Source organism: Bradyrhizobium sp. SEMIA (assembly GCF_014844175.1).
In the GTDB taxonomy this organism is placed as follows: domain Bacteria; phylum Pseudomonadota; class Alphaproteobacteria; order Rhizobiales; family Xanthobacteraceae; genus Bradyrhizobium; species Bradyrhizobium arachidis.
The window spans coordinates 8,049,979-8,066,902 of sequence record NZ_CP046601.1; the positions used below are offsets into that span (position 1 = coordinate 8,049,979).

The following is a 16,924-nucleotide window of genomic DNA, read 5'->3' on the forward strand; positions in this document are numbered from 1 at the left end:
ATGGGTCCGGATCTGCGCTTCGCTGCGCTTGTCCGGGACGACAGCGGAGCAAGAAGCGCGAACCTCACTCCCTCCCGAACGCCCGCTTCAGCTCCACCTTCGCACGCTCCAGCCGCGAGCGCTGCGTCTTCGGCAGCGTCTTGCCGGCGCGATTGATGTAGAAGGTCAGCATCGACAGCGCCGACCGGTACGCGCCGGTCTTGCGGCGCGAGCTGTGCTCGGCCGATCGCTTCAGCGAGGCCGCGATCTTCTTCGCGCTGGTCAGCTTGAATACGCCCTGTTTGAGGTCGAGCGCGTCGCTCTCTTTTGTCACGCGCTGTGACCAGCGCTTTGGCGCGGCGCGCTTGGTGCTGTTGCGCGCGGTGCTGCGCCGGGCGCTGGTCTTCCGGCGCGCGGTCTTGTGGCCGGCTGTTTTGCGCGAATGTGTCGTCTTTCTGACATGAGCCATGCGTCAACTCCTTGCGGCTCCATCGGAAACGGGCGGTATTGGCGGCCGTTCCCAAGGGAACCTGCCTTCGCCGCAGACGTTGTCGCAGGTGGCAGGTCGAATGCCCCAGCTCCATCATCGCCCCTGTCCACATCCTGTGAACCGGGGCTGCTTTCATTGGTCAGACAACAACGCGATGGAATTGCAGCAGAGCCCAGCGTTGAATTATGGACCTGCGATCTCGGCGGCGGCCGCGACTGAGCGCATCGTCGAGACCAGCATTCCTTCGCGGCTCGACGCGCTGCCGTGGAGCGGCTTTCATACCCGCGTCGTGCTGGCGCTCGGCATCACCTGGATCCTGGATGGGCTCGAGGTGACGCTGGCCGGCGCGCTCTCCGGCGCGCTGAAGCAGAGCCCGGTGCTGCAATTCTCCAATCTCGATCTCGGCATTGCCAACTCCGCCTATCTCGCCGGCGCGGTGCTCGGCGCACTCGGCTTCGGCTGGCTCACCGACCGTATCGGCCGCAAGAAGCTGTTCTTCATCACGCTCGCGCTTTATCTCTCCGCGACGGCCGCGACCGCGCTGTCGTGGGATATCGCGAGCTACGCGGTGTTCCGCTTCCTCACCGGCGCCGGCATCGGCGGCGAATATACCGCGATCAATTCGACGATCCAGGAGCTGGTGCCGGCGCGCTATCGCGGCTGGACTGATTTGGTCATCAACGGCAGCTTCTGGATCGGCGCAGCAATGGGCGCGGTTGCAGCCATCGTCCTGCTCGATCCCGCCGTGATCGGTCCCGATCTCGGCTGGCGCCTCGCCTATCTGATCGGCGCGGCCATCGGCCTCGTCGTGCTCTTGATGCGGATGTGGATCCCGGAAAGTCCGCGCTGGCTGATGATCCATGGCCGGCCTGACCAGGCCCATGCGATCGTCGATGAGATCGAACGCTCGGTGATCGGCCATGACCAGCATGCGAGCGACGGGCGCTTCGCAAAGATCCGGCTGAAGATGCGCGATCACACGCCGATCCGCGAGGTCGTGCACACGCTGTTTTTCGTCTATCGCCAGCGCGCGCTGGTCGGCCTCGTGCTGATGAGCGCGCAGGCGTTCTTCTACAACGCCATCTTCTTCACCTTCGCGCTGGTGCTGACCGATTTCTACGGCATTGGTGCCGAACACGTCGGCTGGTATCTGCTTCCCTTCGCCGCCGGCAACTTCCTCGGCCCGCTGCTGCTCGGCCGCCTGTTCGATACGCTCGGCCGCCGCACCATGATCATGTTCACCTATGGCATGTCGGGCCTGCTGTTGGCGCTGTCGGGCTATCTGTTCTCGATCGGCGCCTTGAGCGCGCAGGGACAGACCATCGCCTGGATGGTGATCTTCTTCTTCGCTTCGCCCGCCGCGAGCGCGGCCTATCTTACCGTCAGCGAGACGTTTCCGCTCGAAGTCCGCGCGCTGGCGATCGCGGTGTTCTATGCGGTCGGCACCGGCATCGGCGGCGTGATCGGGCCGGCGCTGTTCGGCGCGCTGATCGACACGGGATCGCGCACAAGCGTGTTCGCCGGCTATCTGCTGGGATCGTTCCTGATGATCGCGGCCGCGATCGTGGCGTGGCGCTATGCCGTCTCCGCGGAACGCAAATCGCTCGAACAAATTGCGCGGCCGCTCGCCTTCATGGAGTAGACTATGACATCAGAACTCGCTGAACTGGATCAGATGCGCGCCATGGCCGATGATGAAGCTCCCGACGCCGTGCCGGTGCCGCATGCGCTCGTGCCGCATCTCGGCGAAACCGCGATCCTGCTCGACATCGACGGCACGCTGCTCGACCTGATGCCGACGCCGCGCGAGGTGTGGGTGCCGCCGGGCCTGTCGGAGACGCTCAAAGCGCTGGTGGAGCGCACCTCCGGCGCGCTGGCGCTGGTCAGCGGCCGATCGCTCAACGACATCGACCTGATCTTCGCGCCGGATGTTTTCCGCGCCGTTGCCGGTCACGGCGCCGAGATGCGGCTGTCGGTCGACAACGAAGCGGACGACGTGCACGCACCGCCGCTGGACAAGGAGCTGAAGCGGCGGCTCGCTGCGATCGCCAAGCTCAGCCCCGGCATCCTGCTCGAGGACAAGGGCTATTCGCTGGCACTGCATTACCGCCTTGCGCCGCATGCGGAGAAGGCGATCTACGAATCCGTCTCGCTGATCCGCGCCGATCTGCCCAATGCGCCGATCGAGGTGCTGCCCGGCAAGTTCGTCTGCGAGATCAAGCATTCGGGCTTCACCAAGGCGAGCGGCGTGCGCGAGCTGATGAAGCACGAGCCGTTCAAGGGACGCCGCCCGATCTTCATCGGCGACGACGTCACGGATGAAACCGTGTTCGCGATCATGCCCGATATGAATGGCCTCGCCTTCTCGGTCGGCCGCCGCGCCATCGGCGTCAACGGCCACTTCGACGCGCCGAGCGACGTGCGCGCGTTCCTCGCGCACCTGCTCGACCCGAAAGCATGATCCGGACCCGAAGGGCCGCGTTGGCGCAAAGTGTCGATCGGTTTTCCGAAAGCATCATGCTCAAAATTACCTAAAGCGCGAACGCGCTTTAGGTAAAACCAAGGCAACGCCACGTCACCGACACAATAAGCCCGGCGCGGTATCATTGCGCGCCGCAATGCGTGCTGCGCGATCAGTCGCAAATACTGTCTTTGCAGTGGAATTTCAGGTTCCGCAAGGAAAACCAGTTCCAACGCGCATGCCCGATTTTGGTTTCAATCCGAAGAAATCATGACAGGAACCATATTGATGAACGGCAGTTAAACGGGGTGGAATGAACAGGAGGGGACGACCTGTGAACTTGGTTGTCGTTTCAAATCGTGTCGCGCGCGGCAAGCCCAACGAGCCCATGACGGGCGGCTTGGCGGCCGCGTTGCTTCCAGTTGTTGAACATTCAGGAGCGATCTGGGTGGGTTCCTCCGGCCGTGTGCGCGACGGCCATCAGAAGGAACCGTTTGCCGAGATCGAGGCGCTGGGTTCCGGCGCGATTGCGACGCTGGATCTGCCGGCGGCGCATTACGGCGGCTATTACGAAGGTTTTGCCAATTCGGCGCTGTGGCCGGCGCTGCATTCGCGCAGCGATCTGATCCGCGTCTCGCGCGACGACTATGTCAGCTATCGCGAGGTCAACGCCTTCATGGCGCGCGCCTTGATGCGCTTCCGCAAACCCAAGACCGCGTTCTGGGTGCAGGACTATCATTTCCTCGCGCTCGGCGCGGAGCTGCGCGATCTTTCCGTCGACGATCCGATCGGCTTCTTCCTGCATACGCCGTGGCCGGTCGCCGCGGTGATGCAGGGCGTGCCGCATCATCGCGAGCTGATCACGGCGATGCTGGCCTACGATCTCATCGGCTTCCAGACCGAGGAGGATCGCCAGAACTTCCTCTCCTATGTCGGCGGTGAGCTCGGCCTCGCCGTCGAGGATGGTATCGTGCTTTCGCAGCACGGCCGCACCCGCTGCGAGGTCTTCCCGATCGGTATCGATGCGGAGAAGTTCGCAGCCTATGCCGCGAAGTCAGCGTCGCATCCGGATGTCTCGCGGCTGCGCCGCAGCCTCAACGGCGAGCGGCTTGCGATCGGCGTCGACCGGCTCGACTATTCCAAGGGCCTCGTCAACCGCATCAGCGCGTTCGACCGGCTCTGGACCGAGCAGCCGCAGTTTTCGCGCAGCATCTCGCTGCTCCAGATCGCCAACCCCTCACGCGGCGGCATCGAGGCCTATGGCAATCTCCAGAACGAGGTCGCGCGCCTCGTCACCGACGTCAACGGCCGCCATGGCGAGGTCGACTGGACGCCGATCCGTTATCTGAACAAGGGCTTCAGCCAGGCCGTGCTCGCCGGTCTCTACCGCACCGCGCAGGTCGGCGTGGTGACGCCGCTGCATGACGGCATGAACCTGGTTGCCAAGGAATACGTCGCCGCGCAAAACCCGGCCGATCCCGGTGTGCTGGTGCTGTCGAAATTCGCCGGCGCCGCCAACGAGCTCGACACCGCGCTCTTGGTCAATCCGCACGACATCGACGGCATGGCGCGCGCCATCGCGGTCGCCGCCGCGATGCCGCTCACCGAGCGCAAGATGCGCTGGGACGCGATGATGAAAAAGCTGCGCGGCCACACCATCCAGCAATGGTCGGCGGACTTCGTCGCGGAGCTCGAGAAGTGCCGGACCGAGAAGGCCGCAGTCGCCCCGCTTGTCTCCCAGCCGCCGCAGGCGCTGCGCTGGCTGAAGTCGGCGATCTCGGGCGTGCGGCTGATTTAGCCTCTCCTCCCTCTCCCCGTTCTTACGGGGAGAGGGTCGGGGGGTGAGGGGCCTCTCTCCACATGTGAGATCCATCGAGAGACCTGTACCCCCTCACCCGGATCGCAAAGGCGATCCGACCTCTCCCCGCAAGCGGGGAGAGGTGAAGACGAAAACCTCAATAACAATACGACACGCCATCCAGGATCGCGCATTGCCGCTTGTTCGGCGCGTTGGGATCATCCAGCGGCACCATGCCCTTGCCCTGGCCGACGAACACGCCGGGGCCGACATGGATCGAGCTCTTGTTGCCGATGATCACGCTCTGATGCGGCGTCGAGCTCGAGCGCGTCCCGTCCGGCCACAGGATGGCGTTGCCCGACAGGATGCCCCGCCGCCCGTCGTCGCAGCTGACGTCGACGCCCTGCCGGGTGCAGACTTGGGCGAGGGCCGGTGCGGCAAAGGCTGAGCCAAGGGCCGAAATCAGGCTCAGCGCGGCGATGGTCTTGCGGATGGTCATGGCGTCCCCGGCGGTCATTGGTGGGCTCAGGTGAATCGTCGCGCCAAACCCTCCGCCGGTTCAGCCCCTCGGTGGTTCCGAGCGGTCTCGTGACACGCGATATTCTCGTGCAAATACAATATGTTGCGGAAAATTCACCCGATTTCTCCGCGATCCCTTGCAAAATCATCGGCGCCCCTTCAAGAGAGGGCGCTCCGGAGAGATGGCCGAGTGGCTTAAGGCGCACGCTTGGAAAGCGTGTGTGCGGGAAACCGTACCGTGGGTTCGAATCCCACTCTCTCCGCCAGTACTCCTGAAGTCCTATAAAACCTTATAAAACAAGGACTTCACGATGAGCAAGAAATCTCAAACCACACCCGCCAACCACACCCGCACTGCTCAGCAGCTTGCAGACCTCGCGACGCTGCTAGGTCTCATGCAGTCCGCTTCGAAGCTCAGCCAAGAACTTGACGTGCTCGCCAACCAAGTCGGCGGCTCGCTGGAGAAGATTGCGGAGCGGTTTGGCGTGCCATTCGGGGAGGTCCATCAGACCTTCGTGGAGCAGCGTGTGGCCGGTACGAGGGAGAGGAAGATAAAGAAGCCGCGTAGGGCTGCACCTCAGCGGTGATCAACACCATTCGTCCATCACTTCGCCGCTCAGAAGCCGCGAAGCACAGAGGGGCCTCACGGTTTCGCCGTGGGGCCTTTTCTCTGTCCTGATAGGTTTCCGTGCGCGCTGTTGTTGATATCAGGCTCGGCGCGGTTGATCGCGACGTTATTGTTAGACCGAAATGTACCGATGAAGCCCCATGCGGGACCTCACCGGCCAAGTCTGATCCGACCGCCTTAGGCGGCTTCGTGCTTCACGAGGAAGCTCTTTGCTCCTCGCCCTCTGCCTGACACGTACTCCACGCCAATCTCGTGTAGAGCCTTGCAAGTTGCGTGAGAGGCGTTACGCAGAACTGCCCTCAGTTTATCCATGCCCCTTGGCTTCAGCCCCAAAGCGCGCTGCACGGCGGTCATAGGGATATTCTCGCCGGGCTCAGTATTCCGCATCAGCGTGATCAGTCCTGCATGCGCGCTTCCCTCACGAGGTCGCAGCACTTTCGGACCATCCATCTCGAAGGACCAAGGCACCACATCGATATCAGTCATGTCGGCCTTGATGTCCGTCAGGATGGCATCGCCCATGCTGTCGGCGGGAAGGACAATGAACACCTCAGCCGCATTGCAGCCGCCGTGCTCGTCAACGACCTTACGGCATCTAATGCGGTTAATGGCCTGGATAATCTCCACGGACATTTGACGCTGCTGCATCAGGCGGCGGACGTTCGTGTAACCCTTCCACGTTGGCGCCTTCAGCCAATCATCGTCCTGCACGCCTTGGAGAGCGAAGAACACGTTCGTGGGCCATATCAGGTCGCGATAGGGCAACCCGAACAGCACCGCCGTATCATAGTCCTTCCAGTCGTTGCGGCCATCCACGGCTCCCCAATGGCCGAAGCCGACGCGCTCGAAGGGATGCTTGAACCTCTCCGCAGCGTGCTCATAGTCCTTATGGACGCAGACAAACAACGACCTCTCAGAGCCCAACTGTGCTTCAAGCGCTTCCAGCAAGCGTGCGTAGCGCGCCGCAAATGTTTTCTCCATTGTGGTCTTGCCAACACCCTTGGCTCTCGCGACGTGAAGGGTCACGTTTCGATAATTGCGAGCACCGGCACAGATAGGCTCGATTTGTGCTCTGCCTTGGAATAGCTCCCACAAGAAGTTCTGGCTGGCTGTCGCATCCAACACCACCGCACCGGGGACAGCATAGGAGACCGTGAGCGTGGAGGAGTTGAGCGAGTGGTCCTTACCGATGCGAGCATAGTAGGCCCACCGATCCGTGAGAGCTTGGATGCTCGCGAGCGTATCGTCCACCAGCTTGGCAATGTTGCGCTTGGTGTTGCCCTCCCTGATCCTCCGATCGTACTTCACCTTGCGCATGGCCTCACGCAGAGGTTTCATGGCAGCCGGGGGAGCGTTTAGTGCTTCTCTTGCCCCTCCATCCCTCCACATCAGTTTCGCCGTGCCGTCGTTGGTGTCAGATTGCGCCTGCTGTACCAACGCGTCTTTGAGCGCTTCGACGAGCTTGACTTGGTCAGGATGAGCTTGCGCGACATCAAAGGGCACACAGCCAAGGACAAACTGAAGGCTCTCCAGCGTGACTTTGTTCTCCTCCACCACGTTGGCTAACGCCTCATCAACGATGGTCAGGAGCCGACGACCTCCGTTCCACTGCACGAGGCGCGACCATGCGGCACCGGCAAAGGTCTCAGCAGCATTGACGAAGGCTTGGTGTGTCACGACCAGAACGTCATATCGCCCGATATCATCGGCATCAGTTCCGCTCTTTGAGTGATGAGCAACAGCGACGTTCGCCCCCGCCATTGCGTTGACCTGAGCAGCGAGGTCGTCGGCCTGCTTGATCAGGCGAGTCACGAGGAGCACACCCACAGGCTTGAGGTGGGCTAAAGCGTCCCGATTGCGCCTCGCCTGCATTGCCGAGTAAAGGCACGCCCCTTGTGTCTTCCCTGACCCGGTGGGGGGCTGAAGGACCTTCCAGCGCGCATCACGCTCGCTGATGTTGTCGATAATTGATCGTTCAAAGACATTCCCCATCGTCTCCCAAAGGGAGCGCAGGGAGCCTGAGGACGGCATGTGGAGCGTCTGTGTCCAATGATCGTTCATTGCGGACACGAACTCCAGCGGTGGCACGAGAGCGTACTGCTCGTGCATACCGATAACGGTAGTCATGAGTGGTGGACCTTGAGGTTGGTTTGAGATTGACGTTGGTGGCAACGAGGGGGGGCTCGTGCCTGCTCTGGAGGTCTGGCGAGGCTTGAGAGGTCAAATGCACTCCTCAAGCTCTTACCCCTCTCTCTAGAGGTTTCAGGGGTGTGTTTATTTGATCGTAGAAGACATGGCTTCAGGAGCGTCTAGGGACTCCATAGAGCCGTTTTGAGCTCTCCGGCTATCTCCCACCCGCCCTCCAACATCAGAACGCCCCAGTGAGTCCCGCTGCGAAGCCTGAGGCTGTTCTGACGATAGTTATTCGATAATTATTATGGTTGCCATTCAGAGGCCTGGAAGGTGAGTCCTAGCAGGAACAGCGACGCAGTGGCACTCACGCTGCCTTACCGGCAGCTCTTCAGCCTTTAAACGCGTGAGTGCGGCCCGCTGGAAGCCTGAGGGTCGTTCCTGATGCAGATCGCGGTCGCCTACGTACCTCACGCTGTACGACCACCAGACCGAGATTGCTTTGCTGCCTTCATAGACGCAATAAATTCTTCCAAGAACCGAAGCTCCTCGCGTTTCGCTTCGAGGTGACGCTCGCGCCGCTTGACAGATTGAACAAGCTTCAGATGGAAGTACATGAAGATGGAAAAGCACAAACTTAGGTAAGCTCGCTTTTCAACCCCGATCGCCAAAGTTGCGACGCTTAATGTCCTTTTGCCGTGTCGAATTGGCTTGGTCTTCCCTAGCTCCGCTTTGACAGTGGGGTGGTCAAAGGTGAGAAGAGTCCGTGCATGCGCAAACGCGTTTCTGATATTCTTCACGATGCTTAGGTTCTCAACTATCTCCTCGTCGTAGCGGCCAAGCGCGTAACCGAGGGCAATCTTTGAGCTAAAATCGCGTAACGGACCTGTGGGATCGGTTAAGCGGCCCCACGTACTTGCGTCTCCGTGTTTCAACTGAATGCGAAGCGCTTGCTCGATTTGGTGCTCAACCAGCGTGGCACCAAGTATCGCAGCTACCATGTCTGGAACGTCAGGCGCTTCGAGTTGCTCTACGACCGCTACATAATCTTCCTCTGACAATTCGCGACGGCTGAGATTACGAAGCTTCGGTTTTGCCATGGTTGGCCCTTTTGCAGCTTGGCAAGCGCGGCGACAAACTCGGCCGCGTGCATGATTTATCACATGAGGTTGCCCCATGTCCGCTTGCGTCCGCCACAGTGGGCTAAAGTCGTCGTTTTCATCGCCGACGAATTGGAGAAGATGAGACCTGAGCGTATAGCCAAATCCCATCTCCCTCGACCGCTAGGATCAACCGATGCGGATAATCCAGTTTACCGCTCTTGAAGGCTGCACGTTGCTGTGAGCCTGCCCGCCTGTGTTGGTGGATGACAAAGAGCCAGACACCGAAGCGCTGCCCGAGAAGCTACCAGAGACCCCAGCACTTCGCTCCTTGGTTGGAGCAGCGCTAGTTAGTGCGGCCAATCGCTATCGACGGCCGGAGCCTTTGACATAAGCCAATAGGCGTTGGAGGGCTGAGAGGCGTCGAAGGCGCGCTCTGAGCCGATCATGATGGCTTGATGGTAGGCCGCTTTGCACGGGCTGGTCCGGGGGCGGCCGGTGGCCGGGAAGGCCCCTGCCAGCTTGATGAGCGTTGGAGCGTCCCAGCCGTTGGCGTAGGCCCGTCCAAGGATGACGCGTTGAGCGAAGTGAGGGCACACACTACGGAGAAGCTGGGGCGCCTTTCGAGTGCTGTCAGGATTTGCTGTTGTCAATTTTGCGGTGAGGGATTTCTGCGGAGGGACGAGAGGCATGCATAGCGATGGGACGCTGCCCGCGTTCCTTGAGGAACCGTTTAGCGAAGCGGTCGCGCAGCAATGCCGAGTTGATCACTGCCATGAGCGTGCGTCTGTTCACGGCGAGGAAGGGTCTGCCGGTATGCCATCTGGCGAACTCGGCAAGATCGGTTTCGGTCCATCCGTGCTGGAGGACCGCCCTGAGCTTGGATAGCTCTGTGGGTGTCATGCAGGCGTGGAAGAATGCTCCGAAGTAGTCGTGAGGCTTCGTGAAGTCGATGTGTGATGGTCTCCTGTAAAGGTAGTCAAGAAAACGATCATCTCGCTGAATTGAAAGCCATAAAGGTCTCTGGAGCGCCGTCTGACGCGCGCGTTTCAATCGAACAACGGCGAAGGGCTTTAGCTGTCGTTCTTCAAGTCGATTTCAGCGGTCGTCCTTGGAATGGCGGGCGGCAGCAGGACCCATAGCCCGATAATGAGCCCTTCGTGTATAGGTACGCGCTGTAACTCTCATCCCTCTGACTTCGTTACAAGAAGTTGCTCTTCCAGCCTGCTTCGTATATACGAGGCAAAACACCTTGGAGGTCTCGTGCGGGCGGAAGATTGTAGGGCGGCTCTGGAGCGCATTAGGTGGCCCACCGGCCCCGTATGCCCGCACTGCGCGGCGTCTGGTCCTGTCGTTTCCGAGATAGGCGGCACGTCTCATCGCCCTGGTCTCTATCTGTGCTCCGAATGCAGGAAGCAATTCACCGTCACGGTTGGCACTCCGCTTGAGGGGTCTAAGCTTCCTCTTGCTGCGTGGCTTCGGGCCGCGCACATGCTCAACACGTCGCCCAAGCCGGTCACCGTGCGAGAGGTCGAGCGGGCATTGGGCGTAACCTATAAGACCGCGTGGCACATGGTGCAGAAGCTCTTAGAGGCTGTTGAGAACTATCGAGGCCCGTTGCCGCTGTTCGGCAAGACGGTTCAAATTCACGTTGAGCCTTTCCTGCCCAAGCACAGAAACAGCAAAGCAAGTTCGGCACGCAGGAGAGCAAAGAAAGCCGCAGGCACCTACAAGGCTCCCCGAGTGCCTTTAGCGGCTGGAGCACTTTCGACATTGCAGTTCACGCCGCCTGCGACTGAGGCTCACGTCGAGCGCACAGAGCGCTTCTTGCAATGGGTGTTGGTCGGCGGGAGCGGTAGATGAGTTCTGCGAAAGCTTCGAGCGTCGCCTTTCCCGACATTGGAGAACCGCTGATGTGCATGAGGTTTTGGGGCAAGCTCACGACGCGAGCCGTGATCTTGGTATGCTTTTCGACGGTATGTGCTCTTGCCGATGAATTGCCGAAAAATCTACTGCTAAAATGCGAGGGAAAGCTCACGATTATACTCAGCAAGCCAACCATCGAATCTTTGTCGCCTAAGACGTTTTCAACCACTCTAAGCTTGAGAGAGGGAGAATTGGCGGACAATGGTTCCGCATTCTTGAACACCGGAAATTGCGAACTTAAGAATGGGGTCGTCATCTGTACCGGCAAAGCTGTCTATCCGAGCACCATCGACGCAGGGAGCGAAAGCAGGGTGATGAAGTCATACATCAATCAAGAAACTGGAGAGTACAGCTTCTTCATGGAGACCACTCACCATGCTGGCCGGAACGCGACCGGTTCGAAATCGGAAGGTATGAAGTATATGCGGAATGGCGTATGTCGATCGATAGGCAAACCGATCTTCTAAGTTGAAGCAGCAAGAGGGCTTCCGTACCTCGCAAGTCCGGCATTCACTGGCACCGCCGTTTCAATGACAAGCGAGCCAGTGGCGAGTGGTTCAAGCTCACGGGCGCGGATGTGGCCGCGTTCAAGCGTCGGAAGTTCCAGTAAGCCGCGTGTTTGACCAAGATTTGCGTAAGCTAGGAGGGCCGCATGGGGGTGGATTTCGGACGTCGATTTGATGAATTGTGCCAGCAAGCGGACGCTATTGAAGCCTCTAAGAAATACGAGCAAGGTCCTTCTTATGGCGGTCACCGTATCGATCAGAACACACTCATCAATTGGTCCGTAAAGGTACGGCATCTGCTGGTCACTGTGTGCGGCGAGACCTCTCAACACTTTCGAGAGTTCGTGAAGCTCGAAGAGCCGACGATGTATACGACCAATTACGAGATATTTCGTCGACTGAGCGCGGTGCTATTGGCCGCAAAAGAAGATTTCGAGGGCGGCTATTTTTCCAGTCTCAAAACGCTCCTTCAAAGTGAAGTCTTTGACAGTGAGCTCGATCAGGCTACCGAACTACTAGCTTCCGGCTACGAAACTGCTGCTGCGGTCGTTGCAGGTGTTGTGCTGGAAACCACTCTTCGTCAGATGTGCGCCGAAAATGACTTGCCGATCGGGAAGCTCGACAAGATGAATGCGGATTTGGCTAAGGCTGGCGTCTACAACAAGCTTCGTCAGAAGCAGATCACAGCGTTGGCCGACATTCGCAACAGCGCTGCGCATGGGGACAGCAACGGCTTCAAGAGGGGAGACGTTGCCAGCATGATTAGAGACATCCAGAGCTTCCTCGCCGAACGCTGATATTGGTCAGTCCGCAAGTAGTTTTGCGACCTCGTCGGCTTCCAAGCGCTTCTTGTCGAGCAATGCGGTAGCAAGTCGCTCAACCATTGCGCGGTTCGAAGCAACAAGGTCAGAGGCACGAGCGTGCCCTTGATGCATCATCCGGACTTGCTCGTCTTCTTCGAAGTCTTCTAGTAGCTCCACCATTTTTCCGTAGTCGCCCCAGCCTGCTCCTTCGTGCGTCGGCGCGTCGAAGATCTCTTGAGCCTGTAGGCCAGCCGCGCAGATCGCAAGCTGTTCTAGTAGGTCCAGGTGGTCGGGGGTTTGAACTTCAGCAGTTCCCTTCGCATCATCGCCGCCAATCGCTATTTCAGCACCGCCAACCGCTAGACCGAGGCTCCATGCCACGACTATGTGCCCGGCCTCATGGAACGCTGCTCCCCGCTGGTCTCTCTCGCTCTTCGACTGCTCAGGGAGCATGACATTCCTTTGTGTGTTGAACGCTAGGGAGAGACCCTTTCGGGCTTTGTACATGTCGAGGGACCCTTTGCCTATCGGCGCGGCTCTCTAGGGACCGATAGCTTCACGCGCCGCTTTGGTCGAACAACAACGGCGACTTTAGACCCCAATTTTGAAATCGATTTCTCAAGAAATGTGCCAATTCATTGGGCCGGCAGGGACCCTAGAGGCCAAGGGAGCTGCCAAGCCAGCGAATGAAGGCGAGAGACCCAAGCGCCGCTTCGGAGCGAACGAGACTTCATGCTTTTATTACTGCCATCCTAAATCCGGCTAACGGCTCCCGACAATGGCTAGGCTACACTGCAAGCGAAAGCGCTTGGCACAGAGCGGAGAGTGCCGCAGATGCCGCAGCGAGCATGTTGAGGCGAGCTACCTTCCTCATGGCGGCATAGAACGCGTCAAGGCCTACGAGCGCGCCCCAGCCTGATCCAATCAGGGGAATGTTCACCGCCGCAGATGCGCCCCATAGCAGCGCCGCGAGGAATGCAAAGACGACACTGGCATTTGTCCAGTTGAGCACTTGAGCACTGACCATTGGGGCAATCTCCTAACAGGCAATGTAAAGGGCTGCACCAAGCCCGGCCAAGCTCCCAAGGATCATGCTGCGGTCCTGCACGAGGGCTGAGAGGATGACGGCGGCGATGGTGAGATGGATCAGCATGGGTCCGTTCCTGGCTGTGCTTAGGCGGCTTTAGGGAGACGATTGAGCAGCCTTGCAACGGCTGTAGGGTGCCACTCGCCCCCGCGCGGTGCACTGATGCCTTGGCGGTTGAGTTCTTCAGTGATGGCGCGGACACTCGTGACGCCTGAGCGCTTGATGCTCTCAATGATGCCCTGAAGGTCCATAGCGCGCTGTGCGGCCTTCTCTTTGATCCTCGTGATCGCTTCAGCGTTTCCGGTCTGCTTGCCCCGGAGAGCACGAGCACCGTTCGGGTTGCCCAGCTTGACGCCGCGCGCTTTCGCCGCTGCCAATGCCTTCTTTGTGCGCTCGCCTATCAGGCCGGCCTCAAGCTCTGCCACGGAGGCCATCTGTGTCAGGAGAAATTTGCCCATGGGGCCGGGAGGGACGCTTGGGAGGTCGCAGAACACCAAGTCTACATCGCTCGCCACGAGGGAGCGCAGGAGGTCAACGTTGCGCGTCAGGCGGTCCAGCTTGGCAAAGACCATCTTCGCGCCGATAGCCTTCGCGTGAGAGAGAGCCGCAGTAAGCTTGGGCCTGTCCGACTTCCGGCCGCTTTCGGTCTCGACGTATTCGGCCACCAAAGTCCACCGGCCGCCGTTGAGGTAGCTCGTGACGGCTTCCCGCTGCGCTTCGATCCCAAGGCCGCTTCGGCCCTGCTTGTCGGTCGAGACCCGCAAATAGGAGATGAATTTTCCCTGTGCCACGGCCAAAAGCCCTCATACACATTTCGATGTAACGGACGTTAGATGAATTTGTGTACAAGTCAATAAGGTTGTGCTTGCAGTTGAGAACAATTATTTGGCGGCAGTCAGGAGGGTGGAATGAGCGCAACCAAAACTGAGCAACCGGCCAAGACGGGTGGCGGACTTTCCTTGCCCGGCCAGCCGACCGAAGAGGCTCTCGCCGAGGTTGGCAGCGACGCGGGAAAGGCGTTGGTGCGGGGCTTTGGGAGGCTTGGTAACGCAGCGCTTGGCGAGTGGGTCGCCAAGAAGGAAGCAAAGGCAGAGGCTGCACGGCTTGCCATCGAAACAGATGCAAAGATTAATGCAGCTAAGGCTGTCGCCGCCGCAGGCCGCGAACAAGCGCTTGCGGACCTAGAGCATAACGCCGCCCTTCAACGGCGTGCGGAACGGCTTCGCATCGAATTGGCGCGCGAACAGTTGAATTTGGAGGCGATTGAGCGGCGCGCGCTGGAATACGTTGAGCGCGACCCTGAGAACGGCAGTGCCCGCGAAGTTGACGAAGACTGGCTCTTCAAGTTCGCCGACCTCGCTCAGAAGGTCTCGGATAGCGACGTTCAATCGTTATGGGCGCGCGCGCTCTCTTCAGTCGCCATACAGGGCGCCCCCAAGCTGTCTGCGGCCGCGCTACAGACGCTTGGATTATTTGACGCGCAGATCGCGGAAAGCTTCAGAAATTTTGTGGCTGTGGTAGCAACGTTCGGTTTCTTGCCCGAGCCTGAAGAGGGGGAGCATGATCCGCAAGGTATCAACTTAGGCATACTTCACGATTTGGGCTTGATCGACAACACCCTCTACGAGGGAACATACAGTTTCGAAGACTTCTCCTTTGAGGCGATCAAACGCACTGGACCGCTTCCTGCCGATCTGCGCAGTCACTACGCATTGACGCTGCGGGGAAGGGAGATTGCCAGCGCTGTCTTCCGTCGGTCTGAGGACGTGCCGTTGGGCGAACAGCACGAGCATCAATATCTACGTTTGATACTGCTCAATCAATTGAAACGTAAGCAAGCAGCAACGATCTTGCCAAGTCTTGCTCCTGATGGGCAACCTTGGTCGATACGTCTCACGCGGAAGAACCCTTTGACGAAAGCCAGTAGCAGCAATGACTGGAGGTCCTTCAGCGAACGGATCAGTGCTCGACTATTCAAGCTCCTTTTGTGGGCCGACGAGCGGTACGATATCGAGGCGCGATGAGCGACCAATGATAGTGAGCATGGGAGACGAGCGTACTTGAGGCGCCGCACGTGACAGCAAAGGGTCGTCAACCAACACGGAACGCTCTTGAGCGGATGGTCGGGACAAGCGTAGCCCTCAATGGCCTTCTGATCCCTGCTTCAACTCTGTCTATGGCGCTTGCTCGCTACGTGGAGAACCTTTTCGTCTGGAACGATCATGAAACCTACAAGGTCTCTTTAGTCGGATCAGCCGTCCCTATCAAATTTGCTGAGCGATATTTCTTGCTTTGCACCAATCATCAATTGCGCGGGTGTCAGCCGGAGGACGTTTCGCTGCTTGGACGGGACGGAAAACTGCTCATTACCTCCTCAGGCGTGCGCCACTTCAACGACGAGAGCAATCCGCACTATCTCGACCTAGCCGCTTTCGACTTCACTGAGCCGTGCGAGGCCCATCAGGACCTGAAGGAGCGGTTCTTTACGCTGCGGGAGGTTCCTCCAGACGCGCCCGCCACAGATATCATGTTTGCAGTCGTTGCGGGCTTTCCATCCAGCGACCAGCGATATGAACTTGAGGAAAGGAACCACATCGGCAAGGTGAAGCGAATTGTCGTCTGTCATCCTGATCCATCTTCTTACGATCCAGCGCTCATGTGCCTTCGCACGGATGAGCCGCTAGACTTCGATCCAGATGGCATGAGTGGAGGGTCGGCGTTTGTCGTCCAGGCAGTGGCTGGGGAATTTCGCGCTTACTTCGCGGGGCTCGTCGTGACAGGCGGGAAGGATCGATTTCACATCATCAAGGTGGGCGACATCTACAGATTCTTGGCGATGTTGGTCTAACTCACGTACTGGTTGGGTGAATTGCTGGAGGAGCTTTGATGGTCCATACGACCAGCGAGACGACTGACGTACTTCCCGACCTTCTAGGTCCTAACCTCACCGTTGTTTTCTGCGGCACCGCGCCAGGACGCACCTCAGCGCGGCAAGGGGCCTACTATGCTCACAAACGTAATCGGTTCTGGAGCATACTTCATGAGTGCGGCTTCACTGACCACAAACTAGAGGCGAGCGAATATGGACGGCTCAAACGATTTGGTATTGGCCTGACCGACCTGTGCAAGCGAGTTTCCGGAAACGACGACGAGTTGCCCAAAAGCGCCTTCTCGCCTGAGCGCCTTCTCGAAGCGTTGAGCACGCACAAGCCGCGCTACCTCGCCTTTACCAGCAGAACTGCTGGCCGAGTGATTTGCGGGAGTTCTGCTCAATACGGCCGCCAGCGGGCGCATCAAGCAACCGACATTTTCATCTTGCCAACTACATCGTCGAGGTGGGGTGAGCGATGGTGGAGTGAGCAAAAGAGGCATTGGCTCGATTTGCGGAGACGGTGCGAACCTCGACCCCCACCGGGCCAGGAAACTCATCGTCTCCATGATCGCTGGTCGCGCACAATAGCACTCGGACTAAGTGATTGGCGGAAGGTTTAGTGAAT

Annotated in this window: 18 protein-coding genes, 1 tRNA gene and 1 pseudogene; 13 read left to right on the plus strand and 7 right to left on the minus strand. The window is 59.2% G+C overall.

The features are described 5' to 3' along the window. Positions 1-64: 64 nt before the first annotated feature. The gene (locus FOM02_RS38635) at positions 65-448 is read right to left on the minus strand and encodes a DUF3175 domain-containing protein (protein ID WP_027563540.1); all 384 of its coding nucleotides are present in this window, start codon (positions 446-448) and stop codon (positions 65-67) included. 175 nt (positions 449-623) lie between these two features. Here FOM02_RS38635 and FOM02_RS38640 point away from each other — a divergent pair, with 175 nt between their 5' ends. The 3 genes from FOM02_RS38640 (at position 624) to FOM02_RS38650 (ending at position 4,728) form a co-directional block, all read left to right on the plus strand. Then, complete coding sequence (locus tag FOM02_RS38640; RefSeq protein WP_092218475.1) at positions 624-2,111, plus strand: MFS transporter; 1,488 nt, start codon at positions 624-626, stop codon at positions 2,109-2,111. Between the two features lie 3 nt (positions 2,112-2,114). Beyond that, positions 2,115-2,930 carry a trehalose-phosphatase gene (gene otsB, locus FOM02_RS38645; protein WP_027563538.1) on the plus strand — a complete coding sequence of 272 codons (816 nt, stop codon included), beginning with the start codon at positions 2,115-2,117 and terminating at the stop codon, positions 2,928-2,930. Positions 2,931-3,264: 334 nt separating this feature from the next. Then, a complete protein-coding gene (locus tag FOM02_RS38650; RefSeq protein WP_027563537.1) occupies positions 3,265-4,728 on the plus strand; it encodes a trehalose-6-phosphate synthase in 1,464 nt (487 codons plus the stop codon). 157 nt (positions 4,729-4,885) lie between these two features. Here the strand turns inward: FOM02_RS38650 and FOM02_RS38655 are convergent, their stop codons facing one another. Further along, positions 4,886-5,227 carry a hypothetical protein gene (locus FOM02_RS38655; protein ID WP_027563536.1) on the minus strand — a complete coding sequence of 114 codons (342 nt, stop codon included), beginning with the start codon at positions 5,225-5,227 and terminating at the stop codon, positions 4,886-4,888. 196 nt (positions 5,228-5,423) lie between these two features. On the opposite strand from FOM02_RS38655, the gene FOM02_RS38660 reads away from it, so the two are divergent. Both FOM02_RS38660 and FOM02_RS38665 read left to right on the plus strand, forming a co-directional pair. Next, positions 5,424-5,513, plus strand: a tRNA-Ser gene (locus FOM02_RS38660). A gap of 45 nt (positions 5,514-5,558) precedes the next feature. Beyond that, the gene (locus tag FOM02_RS38665) at positions 5,559-5,834 is read left to right on the plus strand and encodes a hypothetical protein (protein ID WP_027563535.1); all 276 of its coding nucleotides are present in this window, start codon (positions 5,559-5,561) and stop codon (positions 5,832-5,834) included. A 218-nt stretch (positions 5,835-6,052) separates the two neighbouring features. Here FOM02_RS38665 and FOM02_RS38670 read toward each other — a convergent pair whose 3' ends face one another. Together FOM02_RS38670 and FOM02_RS38675 are read right to left on the minus strand one after the other, a co-directional pair. Then, entirely contained in the window at positions 6,053-8,002 is a 1,950-nt protein-coding gene (locus tag FOM02_RS38670) for a hypothetical protein (RefSeq protein WP_231164179.1), read from the minus strand. Between the two features lie 473 nt (positions 8,003-8,475). Beyond that, the gene (locus tag FOM02_RS38675; RefSeq protein ID WP_028146485.1) at positions 8,476-9,105 is read right to left on the minus strand and encodes a hypothetical protein; all 630 of its coding nucleotides are present in this window, start codon (positions 9,103-9,105) and stop codon (positions 8,476-8,478) included. A 1,149-nt stretch (positions 9,106-10,254) separates the two neighbouring features. On the opposite strand from FOM02_RS38675, the pseudogene FOM02_RS47385 reads away from it, so the two are divergent. The 5 genes and pseudogenes from FOM02_RS47385 to FOM02_RS38690 all read left to right on the plus strand — a co-directional run. After that, positions 10,255-10,512, plus strand: a pseudogene (locus tag FOM02_RS47385) (transposase); the annotation flags it as partial. 84 nt (positions 10,513-10,596) lie between these two features. Next, on the plus strand, positions 10,597-10,968 hold the full coding sequence (locus FOM02_RS38680) for a hypothetical protein (RefSeq protein ID WP_027563531.1): 372 nt from the start codon (positions 10,597-10,599) through the stop codon (positions 10,966-10,968). Continuing rightward, positions 10,965-11,498 (plus strand): hypothetical protein, encoded by a 534-nt coding sequence (locus FOM02_RS38685; protein ID WP_027563530.1) that lies wholly within the window; start codon positions 10,965-10,967, stop codon positions 11,496-11,498. The genes FOM02_RS38680 and FOM02_RS38685 overlap by 4 nt, the downstream gene beginning before the upstream one ends. 41 nt (positions 11,499-11,539) lie before the next feature. Continuing rightward, entirely contained in the window at positions 11,540-11,641 is a 102-nt protein-coding gene (locus tag FOM02_RS47390; RefSeq protein ID WP_347336538.1) for a GIY-YIG nuclease family protein, read from the plus strand. Positions 11,642-11,683: 42 nt separating this feature from the next. Beyond that, a complete protein-coding gene (locus tag FOM02_RS38690) occupies positions 11,684-12,334 on the plus strand; it encodes a hypothetical protein (RefSeq protein WP_027563529.1) in 651 nt (216 codons plus the stop codon). A gap of 6 nt (positions 12,335-12,340) precedes the next feature. Here FOM02_RS38690 and FOM02_RS38695 read toward each other — a convergent pair whose 3' ends face one another. The 3 genes from FOM02_RS38695 to FOM02_RS38705 all read right to left on the minus strand — a co-directional run bounded on the left by FOM02_RS38695 (position 12,341) and on the right by FOM02_RS38705 (position 14,218). Then, on the minus strand, positions 12,341-12,847 hold the full coding sequence (locus tag FOM02_RS38695; protein ID WP_028146482.1) for a hypothetical protein: 507 nt from the start codon (positions 12,845-12,847) through the stop codon (positions 12,341-12,343). A 280-nt stretch (positions 12,848-13,127) separates the two neighbouring features. Then, the gene (locus tag FOM02_RS38700; protein ID WP_027563527.1) at positions 13,128-13,367 is read right to left on the minus strand and encodes a hypothetical protein; all 240 of its coding nucleotides are present in this window, start codon (positions 13,365-13,367) and stop codon (positions 13,128-13,130) included. A 146-nt stretch (positions 13,368-13,513) separates the two neighbouring features. Then, positions 13,514-14,218, minus strand: a complete 705-nt coding sequence (locus tag FOM02_RS38705) for a recombinase family protein (protein WP_027563526.1) — start codon at positions 14,216-14,218, stop codon at positions 13,514-13,516. Between the two features lie 117 nt (positions 14,219-14,335). Here FOM02_RS38705 and FOM02_RS38710 point away from each other — a divergent pair, with 117 nt between their 5' ends. Genes FOM02_RS38710 through FOM02_RS47395 form a run of 3 tightly spaced genes read left to right on the plus strand, consistent with a single transcriptional unit; the run spans position 14,336 to position 16,919 of the window. Continuing rightward, entirely contained in the window at positions 14,336-15,451 is a 1,116-nt protein-coding gene (locus tag FOM02_RS38710) for a DUF2806 domain-containing protein (protein ID WP_265440988.1), read from the plus strand. A 50-nt stretch (positions 15,452-15,501) separates the two neighbouring features. After that, positions 15,502-16,275, plus strand: coding sequence for a hypothetical protein (locus tag FOM02_RS38715; RefSeq protein ID WP_141263269.1), 774 nt, complete (start codon positions 15,502-15,504; stop codon positions 16,273-16,275). 38 nt (positions 16,276-16,313) lie between these two features. Beyond that, positions 16,314-16,919 carry a mismatch-specific DNA-glycosylase gene (locus FOM02_RS47395; RefSeq protein WP_416207741.1) on the plus strand — a complete coding sequence of 202 codons (606 nt, stop codon included), beginning with the start codon at positions 16,314-16,316 and terminating at the stop codon, positions 16,917-16,919. The last annotated feature ends 5 nt before the right edge of the window (positions 16,920-16,924 follow it).